This window comes from Mesorhizobium sp. M7D.F.Ca.US.004.03.1.1 (assembly GCF_003998635.1).
Taxonomy (GTDB): Bacteria; Pseudomonadota; Alphaproteobacteria; order Rhizobiales; family Rhizobiaceae; genus Mesorhizobium; species Mesorhizobium loti.
Genome location: NZ_RZQG01000150.1, coordinates 1 through 9,596, shown reverse-complemented (window position 1 = coordinate 9,596; position 9,596 = coordinate 1). Strand labels below are relative to the sequence as shown.

Genomic DNA, 9,596 nt, shown 5'->3' with positions numbered 1-9,596 from the left:
ATGCAGGGCGGCACCGCCGGCCTGATGCAGGCAAGCGTCGGCATACCGACATTTTCGATGAACACTTCCTGTGTGGCGGCGGTGCCGCCCTGCATGCCGTCGACGACGACGACATCGGCGCCCGCCTTCACCGCAAGCGCCGTGTCATAATAGGGCCGGGCGCCGCCGACCTTGACGTAGATCGGCTTTTCCCAGTCGGTGATTTCGCGCAGTTCGAGGATCTTGATCTCGAGATCGTCGGGTCCGGTCCAGTCGGGATGGCGCGAGGCCGAGCGCTGGTCGATGCCTTTCGGCAACGTGCGCATTTCGGCGACACGGTCGGAAATCTTCTGGCCAAGCAGCATGCCGCCGCCACCCGGCTTGGCGCCCTGGCCGACGACGACTTCGATCGCATCGGCGCGGCGCAAATCGCGTGGATTCATGCCATAGCGCGAGGGCAAATATTGATAGACCAGTTGCTTGGAATGGCCGCGCTCTTCCTCGGTCATGCCGCCGTCGCCGGTGGTGGTCGAGGTGCCCGACAGGGTCGCGCCCCGTCCGAGGGCTTCCTTGGCGGGGCCTGACAGCGAGCCAAAACTCATGCCGGCGATGGTAATCGGGATTTTCAGTTCGATCGGCTTCTTGGCATGGCGAGAGCCGAGCACGACGCTCGTGTCGCAGCGTTCGCGATAGCCTTCGAGCGGGTAACGCGAGATCGAGGCGCCGAGGAACAGAAGGTCGTCGAAATGCGGCAGCTTGCGCTTGGCGCCAGCGCCGCGGATGTCATAGATGCCGGTCGCCGCGGCACGGCGGATCTCGGAAAGCGTATAGTCGTCGAAGGTCGCGGATTTGCGCGGCGTCGTCGGCGGGTTCCTGTAGGTCATGCTGCCTCAATACGCGTCGGCGTTGTCGATATTGAAATTGTAGAGCGTGCGCGCCGAGCCGTAGCGCTTGAATTCCGCCGGCTTGACGCCGGTCACGCCGGCGCGATCGAGCAGGCCCTGCAGCAATTCCAGATGCTCGGGCCGCATCTCCTTGGCGATGCAGTCGGCGCCGAGGCTGTCGACCTTGCCGCGCACGAACAGCCGCGCCTCGTAGATGGAATCGCCGAGCGCATCGCCGGCATCGCCCAGCACCACCAGATTGCCCGATTGCGCCATGAAGGCCGACATGTGGCCGATATTGCCGTGCACGACGATGTCGATGCCCTTCATCGAAATGCCGCAACGTGACGAGGCGTTGCCTTCGATGACCAGCAGGCCGCCCTTGCCGGTGGCGCCGGCATATTGGCTGGCGTCGCCCTTGATGGTGATCGAGCCCGACATCATGTTCTCGCCGACGCCGGGGCCTGCCGAACCATGCACGGTGATGGTGCTGCCGGAATTCATGCCGCCGCAGTAATAGCCGACGCTGCCGCGCACATCGATGGCAACAGGCTGGTCGACGCCGACGGCGACCGAATGGCTGCCCTTCGGGTTCAGCACTTCCCATGCCGTTTCGTTCGAGCCGGGAGCCAGATTGTGAAGCGCCTGGTTGAGTTCGCGCAACGACAGTTGGTCGAGATCGAAGACCCGAGGGTCGTGCGCCGCAGTCTTTGAAAGCGTGGTTGCCGGCATGAACTCAATGCTCCCAGAAATAGACGGTTGCGGGCTCGGGTTCCCAGACCCTCGCATTGTCTATGCCGGGCAGTTTGGTCAGCGCGCGATATTCCGAGCCGAAGGCGACATACTGGTCGGTTTCGGCCATCACGGCGGGCTTGCAGGCGATCGGATCGCGCACCACGCCGAAGCCGTTCTTGGTGCCGACGACGAAGGTGAAGAAGCCGTCGAGATCGGAGAGCGTGCCTTCCAGCGCCTCGCCGAGATTCTTGCCATGCGCCATCTGCGAGGAGAGATATGCGGCAGCGACCTCGGTGTCGTTCTCGGTCTCGAATTTCATACCTTCGCGGATCAGTTCGCGGCGGACATTGTTGTGGTTGGACAGCGAACCATTGTGCACCAGGCACTGGTCGGCTCCGGTCGAGAACGGATGCGCGCCCATCGTCGTCACCGCCGATTCCGTTGCCATCCGGGTATGGCCGATGCCATGCGTGCCGGTCATCTTGCGGACATCGAAGCGATCGACGACCGCCTCGGGCAGGCCGACTTCCTTGTAGATCTCGACAACGTCGCCAGCGCCCATGATGCGGATGTCGGGGCGCAGCGCCTGGATGGTTTCGCGCGCCTCGTCGATCTTGGCGGGCGTGGTCCTGACGACGGCATGGGTCGACTTCACCGCGATCGTCACCGGCGTGCCGATGGCCTTGGCGAGCTCCGCCTCGAGACCGCGGAAATCGCGGTCGGGCTTGGCCGACTGGATGGTGATCTTGGCCTCATTTTTGGAAGGCGCGCCGTAGATGGCGATGCCGGCGCTGTCCGGACCGCGATCGCTGAGCGAGATCAGCATCTGCGACAGCATCGCACCAAGCTGGGGTTCCAGCGCCTTGTCCTTCAAAAACAGTCCGACAATTCCACACATGTCAGCCTCCCGGTGGTTTGTAGCTAAGAGATCGTTTGTAGCTAAGAGATGATGTATCGAATGAGTCCCATAAATTCAATCATATGAAAAAAATTTTCCTCTAGTTACGTATGCGGCCCAATGCCGCTCTGTGCATTGTCGCCGTCTCGCCGGGCATTGTGAACCCATTTGGCGGTGCGGATGCGGGCGATCTTGTAGGCGTCGAGGATCGACAAGGCATAGATTAGAAAGCCGCCGGCATGACGACCGACAAAGCTGGCGTCTGGCGGCGCGATCTTGGCGGTGACCCATGCCAGGATCACCAAGAAGAAGAGGAACTGAAGGCCGCGCACCGGCACGCCCAGAATGACGTGCCCGCTTGCCGGCAGCACGATTGCAGCGCCGAGAACCAGATAGGGGTTGGTGGGCGCAGTGATGGAACTGGTCATGCGGCCTGCCGTTCGCTTTTGTTGATGGCGTCGCGAAGCGCCGACACCGACACCAGCAGTCTTTCGATCAGTGCGGGATCGAGTGTGGCGCCGCCAAATTCGGCCTGCCGGAAAACGCCATAGCGTGCCCGTTCGGCCTCCGCCACCAGCCAGACGATGCGTATACCCTTGGGCGTGATCAGCAGTTCCTTGGCGCACCCTTCGGCAAAGATCTCGATATGGCTGGAGATGAGGCCTTGTGGGAAGCGCGCCGCCCTGCGGTCGGTGCGCAGCACCGCCTCGGCAGGAAATCCGGGAGCCTTGGGCAGTGTGTGCTCAAGATGATCGAAATTGGAGAAGGTCGTCGGCGAGCCCGGCCGCATCATCATGTCGAACGTAGCTGGCACCGCGACCTCTTCGGTGATCGAAACACTGAGCCAGCGCGCAGGCAGTTTCCGCGTCGCCAGCGTATCGACGATGGTGCGCACCTGGACACGTTTGCTGTTCCACGATCCTTCCCAGGTGATGACGCCGACGGTGCCGTCCGAAACATTGGCTGCGTCGGCGATGACTGCGCGGATGCGGTCCTGCTCGACGGCGAGCGCCATCGACGCCCTGCTGCGGCTGGCACGCGCCTGCCAGGCAAGGTGGAGGACGACAGCCAGGACAATGGCCCCGGCAAGCAGTGCTGATGTCACCTCGGACATTTTCTCATGCCAGGCCCGCCCAGGATCCGGACGGGCCTACTCCCATCAATAACCCTGCGGCTTTGGCCACGGCATGGTGAACTGATCGCCGCGCCGCACGAATTTGTAGCGATAGAAATGGAACCACAGCGAGATCAGGAAGTAGAAGGCGACCATGGCGATCAGCTGCGAGCCGAAGCCGAGGAAGATGGCGAAGAAGGTCACCACGCACAGGCAAAACAGCACGATGGCTGGGATCGGATGGAAGGGGTGCGTATAGCCGCGGCGGATCGAGCCGAGTGGCCACTTCTTGCGGAACATGATGATGTTGATGCTCATGAAGGTGTATTGCAGCACGCCTGACAGGATCGAGAAGGTGATCGCCTGGTTGAGGTCGGCGATGAAGGCGAAGGCCAGCGCGATCGGCAGCAGGAACAGGATCGAGCGATAGGGCGTGCGATATCTCGGATGCACCGCCGAGAACCATGTCGGCAGATAGCGGTCACGGCCGAGCGAGAACCAGGCGCGCGCCGCATCGTTGATGCAGCCATTGGCGGAGGCCATCGCGGCAAGCAGCGTGGCGACAAACAACAGATTCTCGAGCAGCGGACTGCCGGTCAGCTTGCCCGCGTCCCATAGTGGATAATAGGTGATGCCCAGATATTCCCATGGCATCATCGAGGCGCAGACATACCAGGTCATGGCGGCGGCGATCAAAAGCGTGATCATGCCGGCCATGGTGCCATAAGGCAGCGAGCGGGCGGGCGAGCGCACTTCCTCGGCGGCCTGCGTGGTGCCCTCGATGCCGAGATAGTACCAGATGCCGAACTGGAAGGCGGCGATGACGCCGATCCAGCCATACGGCAGGGCATTACCGGGAGTGACCAGTTCGTTGAGCTTCAGCACCGCGCCTTGCGTCCACGGGCTGACCGAAAAGAACAGGATGACGATCGAGATATAGGCGATCGCGGTGATGACGAAGTTGACGTTGAGCGTCATCAGCACGCCGCGATAGTTCAGCCACGCTAGTACGACGATGGTCGCTGCGATGAAGGAATTGTGGGTGAGGCCTTCGACCCCCGCCTTGGCGACGATGGTATCGCCGAGCAGGATGGCGTCGGACACTTCGAGCATGGTGTAGGCAAAGACCAGGAACAGCGCGACATTGAACGCCATCAGCGGTCCGACGATGTGCTTGGCCTGCGCATATTGACCGCCGGCGGCGGCGACGGTCGATGTGACCTCGGAATCGATCATCGCGACCGAGGTGTAGAGCAATCCGACGACCCAGCAGACGATCAGTGCTGCCAGCGCGCCGCCCTTGTCGGCGGCAAAATTCCAGCCGGTGAATTCGCCGACCAGAACGATGCCGACGCCGAGTGCCCAGACATGGGCGGGGCCAAGCACGCGGAGCAGTGAAACCCTGTCCCCGTGAATTGCCGGTTCAAGTGTGACCGTCATTGTTCAATCCCCACTCAGATCCGGTGTTTTTCGGAAGCGGCTTCAAGCTCGCCTTCGCGCGACGAGGTCAGCACCTCTTCGGAGAAGGTCGTGTCGACCTTGAACCAGTCGTAGAGCATCCAAAGGGCAAGCACGATCGAGATGCCCCAGCATGCGTAGGAGAGTACCGTCCACATGGTGCGTCCCTCGATTATTTGTCGTCGAATTTTTCGTTGATGACGTCGCGATATTCGCGGTCGGATGCGCGAAACAGGAAGACGAAATAGCCGACCAGCACCGCGGCCATGATGATCAGCGTCGGCCAGTCGATGACATAGTGGAAGCGGTTCTGGATGATGTCGTGCGCGGTCTCGGGCGTGTAGCCGAGCTTTTCCCAGATCGACGCCATTGTCGGGTTCTGGCCAAGCGCTTCCCACGTCTTGGCGTCGAGCGCATCGATGGATTTCGCCGCGCCGGCAAGGCCCAGCTTGAGCGGCAGCCACAGCGCCACGAAAATGGCCACCACGACGACGGCGATGTCGAAAACTTGCCCGGCCTTGCTTTGCTCCGGTGGCGTGTAACGGGACATCTCTTCTACCCCTCAGGACTTGCGGTTGCGGAACGCGTCGGCGTTCTTGATATCGAGCCCGTAGATGAAATCCTTGTCTTCCTTGTAGTGCTTGACCATCGCCAGGATCGCGGCCGTGTTAAAGATCAGCACGGCGGCGGCGGCGATCGCGACCACGGCCTTGATGCCGCCATGCGGGATGTAGGGCCACGTCATGAGGAGGACGAAGAGGATCGTCGCCCACAGGCAGACGATCAGGAGCGCGGATCCGCGCACGTCGGAACGATACAGCGCTTCGATGCGCTGCTGCACGTCTGACATCGGTTTTCCCCTTTTTCCAACGCTCGACCCCGAATTGGCCGCTCGCTGCCCTCTTTCAAGAGAGTGAAATTTTTTTCATAAACTCCGTCCGAATTCCGCAATTGTCAAGCGCGATTTACGCGGGGTTAACTGTTTGCTTCGCGCGGCTGATTTTGCCTGACAATGAAATTAATTGCTTATGGGTATTGCAGCGCCCGGAGGTTTGCGGTCAATATTCGGCCAAAGCTCCCGCCGCTGCGCAGGGGGCAGGGAACAGCAGAGATTTTTCGAAACGGAGGACGAGCGGATGACGGCATCCTGGAGATTTTCGACCCTGGCGGATCGCCACCGCGCGCTCGGTTCGAAGCTCGAAGACTGGAGCGGGATGGGAACCGCCTGGACCTACGACAAGGATGCCGACGAGGAGTACATCGCCATCCGCACCAAGGCCGGTCTGATGGATGTCTCCGGCCTCAAGAAGGTCCACATCACCGGGCCGCATGCTTCACACCTGATCGACCTGGCGACGACCCGCGATGTCGAAAAGATCTACCCAGGCAAGTCGGCCTATGCCTGCATGCTGAACGAGGCGGGAAAATTCACCGACGATTGCATCCTCTACCGAACTGGACCGAATGCATGGATGGTCGTGCACGGTTCGGGCACCGGCCATGAGGAGTTGCAGCGTGCATCCGTAGGACGCGATGTCTCGCTGCGCTTCGACGACAATCTGCACGATTTGTCACTGCAGGGTCCGACATCAGTCGACTATCTGGCCAAGCACGTGCCGGGTATCCGCGACCTCAACTATTTCCATCACATGCAGACGCAGCTGTTCGGCCTTCCGGTGATGATCTCGCGCACCGGCTATACCGGCGAGCGCGGCTACGAGATCTTCTGCCGCGGCCAGGATGCCGGCACGATCTGGGACAGGATCCTCGACGAGGGCAAGAGCGCCGGCATCATTCCATGCCGCTTTACCACGCTCGACATGCTGCGCGTCGAAAGTTATCTGCTCTTCTATCCCTACGACAATTCCCAAAAATATCCGTTCGACAATGAAGGCCCCGGCGACACGCTGTGGGAACTCGGCCTCGATTTCACCGTCAGTCCTGGCAAGACCGGCTTCCGCGGCGCCGAGGAGCATTACCGCCTGAAAGGCAAGGAACGCTTCAAGATCTATGGCATTCTGCTCGACGGCAAGGAGCCGGCCGATGAAGGCGCGCCGATCTATCGCGACGGCAAGAAGGTCGGCGTGGTGACTTGCGCCATGTATTCGCCGCTGGTCAAGAAATCGATGGGCATCGCCCGCCTCGACGTCGACTGCGCGGTCAAGGATACCAAGCTCGAAATCCGCAACAAGAGCGGTGCCATCAAGGCCACCGCCCAGCCATTGCCATTCGACGATCCCAAGAAGACCAAGCGCACGGCGAAAGGTTGAGGCATAGTCAACGGCGAGGGGTTCGAGGCACGAAGACTTAAATGGCAGCCAAAAGTATCATCAGCCGACCCGTTTACGGAACCTTGTCTCCGCAGCCCGGCAAGCATCATCTTTTCATCGCGGATGCGGAAGGGGCGCTGGCGATAGCGGAGATGGCCGAGAGGGCGCCGCCCGGGTTTTTCGACGACGCCGAAATCGTCTTCATTCCTGGGCCTGACGGCAACCACATCGCCGCGCTCGACGCGCTGAAACCGGCACAGTTTCATCAGGCGCCGTCCTTCGCCAGCCTGCTGCCACGGCTCAGGCAGACACTCGCCAATGCGCATATGGGCCTGCGCCTTTACCTCTCGGGCACCGAAGGCCTGATCGGCCAGGCGATGCAGGTAGCGCTCGAGGCCGGCATCGACCACACCTCGATCCAGACCGAGCACCGCGGCTCGCTGGCGCGGCGCATGCAGTGCGTGCACTGCAAGGGCATCACCGAGAATGTGACCACGCAGCCGGCGACCTGCGCGCATTGCGGCCTGCTCCTTCTGGTGCGCGATCACTATTCCAGGCGCATCGCCGCCTTCCAGGGCGTCTGCATCAATGCGGAAGATCGCTCAGAGATTCCTCCGATGGAGGAGATTTTTGGATGAGCACCGGAACAACAAAACTCGATGTCGTGGTCAGCGATGTCGTCCCGGTCAACGATCTGGTCACCCGCTTCCATTTCCGCCGGCGCGACGGCGAGCTTTTGCCGACCTTTTCCGGCGGCGCCCATGTCGTGGTCGAGATGCGCGATGGCGAGCGGACCAGGCTCAATCCCTATTCGTTGATGGGCTCGCCGCTCGACACGCGCGAGTACACGATCTCCGTGCGCCGCGACGATGTCGGCCGTGGCGGCTCGCTGTTCATGCACCGGAATGTCCGGCCCGGCATGGAGATGGTGGTCAGCTATCCGGTCAATCTGTTCTCGCTCGACCTGCGCGCCAAAAAGCATCTGATGCTGGCCGGCGGCATCGGCATCACGCCATTCATGGCGCAGACCGCGCAACTGGCGGCGGAAGGCGGCAATTTCGAACTGCACTACACCTGCCGCACCGCATCGCTCGGCACCTACGCCGATGTGCTGCGCGAGCGCTACGACCGCCGGGTCAGGCTCTATCATGACGACCTTGACGAGCGCATCGAACTCGACCGGTTGCTGTCGACGCAGCCGCTCGGTACGCATCTCTATGTCTGCGGTCCGGCGGGGATGATCAACTGGGTGCGTGACCGCGCGGCAAGCTTCGGCTGGCCATCGGAGACCGTGCATTTCGAGCATTTCGCGGCACCCCAGCCCGGGCTGCCGTTCGACGTGACGCTTGCCGTAAGCGGCAAGACGATCCGCGTCGATGAACAGCAGAGCCTGCTCGAGGCGATCGAGGCGGCCGGCGTCGATCCGCCCTATCTCTGCCGCGGCGGCGTCTGCGGCCAGTGCGAAACCAACGTCATCTCTTCGGACGGCAAGTTCATCCACAACGACCACTGGCTAAGCGAGGAAGAGCACCGTTCGGGCAAGAAGATCATGCCGTGCGTATCGCGCTTCGAGGGTCGGTCGCTGGTGTTGGAAAGATAGGAGGCGAGCTTGGGAATCACCTTTCGCAAGGAAACGTTCCGCGACGACTTCACCTTCAAGAACAGCCCTGAGCACATCAGGCGGTTCCCGTTTCCGTTCCACGAAGACGCCTACATGTATGCGGTCAACATCGAGCCGCATGTCGTCGGGCCGAAGGGCAGCGTGCTGGAAAACCTGATCGACGTCGACGAGCACTATGTCGCCGAGATGCAGGACCGGGCGCTGGTGCTGGCCGAGGATCCGTTGCGTTGCCAGTCGCTGCCGCACATGACGCTGGCCGGCTGGGACCTGCTCGAGCTTTTGATGGAGCAGCAGGCACTGGGCTATCCCGAGCATTTCACGCTGACCCACGACGGCGACCGCTGGCGCTGGATCAACCGGCCGCTCGGCATCGACGACACCTTCACCTTCGGCGACACCTCGACGCTGCCCTACGGGCCGATGGAATACATCACCCGGCAGAGTCAGGGCGATTTCTGCATCCTCGACCAGCGCGACGGAAATTTATGGATGGATGCCGGAATGGTCACCACCCAGGCCGACTGGTCGCTCGATTTCGACATCGGCATGAACTTCTTCGAATGGCACGCGCCGGTGCCGCTGGCGCATGAGAAGGGGATTTTCGTCAGGGCGCTGAAGTTCCTCACCAACATCCAGC

The 9,596-nt window shown here is 61.6% G+C and carries 13 protein-coding genes; 4 read left to right on the top strand and 9 right to left on the bottom strand.

Annotation, left to right across the window (positions count from 1 at the left end; translation table 11 throughout):
• From EN935_RS11625 to EN935_RS11585, 9 genes are all read right to left on the bottom strand, one after another.
• Positions 1 to 863: glutamate synthase-related protein (locus tag EN935_RS11625; protein WP_245488929.1), on the bottom strand; the 863-nt coding region annotated here is incomplete at its 3' end.
• A gap of 6 nt (positions 864 to 869) precedes the next feature.
• Positions 870 to 1,595 carry a GXGXG domain-containing protein gene (locus tag EN935_RS11620; RefSeq protein WP_109661978.1) on the bottom strand — a complete coding sequence of 242 codons (726 nt, stop codon included), beginning with the start codon at positions 1,593 to 1,595 and terminating at the stop codon, positions 870 to 872.
• Between the two features lie 4 nt (positions 1,596 to 1,599).
• A complete protein-coding gene (locus EN935_RS11615) occupies positions 1,600 to 2,496 on the bottom strand; it encodes a glutamine amidotransferase family protein (RefSeq protein WP_109661980.1) in 897 nt (298 codons plus the stop codon).
• Between the two features lie 104 nt (positions 2,497 to 2,600).
• A complete protein-coding gene (locus EN935_RS11610) occupies positions 2,601 to 2,924 on the bottom strand; it encodes a hypothetical protein (RefSeq protein WP_109661982.1) in 324 nt (107 codons plus the stop codon).
• Positions 2,921 to 3,610, bottom strand: a complete 690-nt coding sequence (locus EN935_RS11605; protein ID WP_164757564.1) for a hypothetical protein — start codon at positions 3,608 to 3,610, stop codon at positions 2,921 to 2,923. The genes EN935_RS11610 and EN935_RS11605 overlap by 4 nt, the downstream gene beginning before the upstream one ends.
• A 45-nt stretch (positions 3,611 to 3,655) precedes the next feature.
• A complete protein-coding gene (locus EN935_RS11600; protein ID WP_127262747.1) occupies positions 3,656 to 5,050 on the bottom strand; it encodes an amino acid permease in 1,395 nt (464 codons plus the stop codon).
• 14 nt (positions 5,051 to 5,064) lie between these two features.
• Positions 5,065 to 5,226 (bottom strand): hypothetical protein, encoded by a 162-nt coding sequence (locus tag EN935_RS11595; protein ID WP_127262746.1) that lies wholly within the window; start codon positions 5,224 to 5,226, stop codon positions 5,065 to 5,067.
• Between the two features lie 14 nt (positions 5,227 to 5,240).
• Entirely contained in the window at positions 5,241 to 5,618 is a 378-nt protein-coding gene (locus tag EN935_RS11590; protein ID WP_109661986.1) for a hypothetical protein, read from the bottom strand.
• A 12-nt stretch (positions 5,619 to 5,630) separates the two neighbouring features.
• A complete protein-coding gene (locus EN935_RS11585; RefSeq protein WP_127262745.1) occupies positions 5,631 to 5,918 on the bottom strand; it encodes a hypothetical protein in 288 nt (95 codons plus the stop codon).
• Positions 5,919 to 6,204: 286 nt separating this feature from the next.
• Here EN935_RS11585 and EN935_RS11580 point away from each other — a divergent pair, with 286 nt between their 5' ends.
• The 4 genes from EN935_RS11580 to EN935_RS11565 all read left to right on the top strand — a co-directional run.
• Positions 6,205 to 7,338, top strand: coding sequence for an aminomethyltransferase family protein (locus tag EN935_RS11580; protein WP_127262744.1), 1,134 nt, complete (start codon positions 6,205 to 6,207; stop codon positions 7,336 to 7,338).
• A 41-nt stretch (positions 7,339 to 7,379) separates the two neighbouring features.
• The gene (locus tag EN935_RS11575) at positions 7,380 to 7,976 is read left to right on the top strand and encodes a dimethylamine monooxygenase subunit DmmA family protein (protein WP_127262743.1); all 597 of its coding nucleotides are present in this window, start codon (positions 7,380 to 7,382) and stop codon (positions 7,974 to 7,976) included.
• Positions 7,973 to 8,938 carry a PDR/VanB family oxidoreductase gene (locus tag EN935_RS11570; protein ID WP_126068314.1) on the top strand — a complete coding sequence of 322 codons (966 nt, stop codon included), beginning with the start codon at positions 7,973 to 7,975 and terminating at the stop codon, positions 8,936 to 8,938. Before EN935_RS11575 ends, EN935_RS11570 begins: the two co-directional genes overlap by 4 nt.
• Before the next feature lie 9 nt (positions 8,939 to 8,947).
• On the top strand, positions 8,948 to 9,596 hold a 649-nt coding region (locus EN935_RS11565; protein ID WP_164771087.1), incomplete at its 3' end, for a DUF3445 domain-containing protein.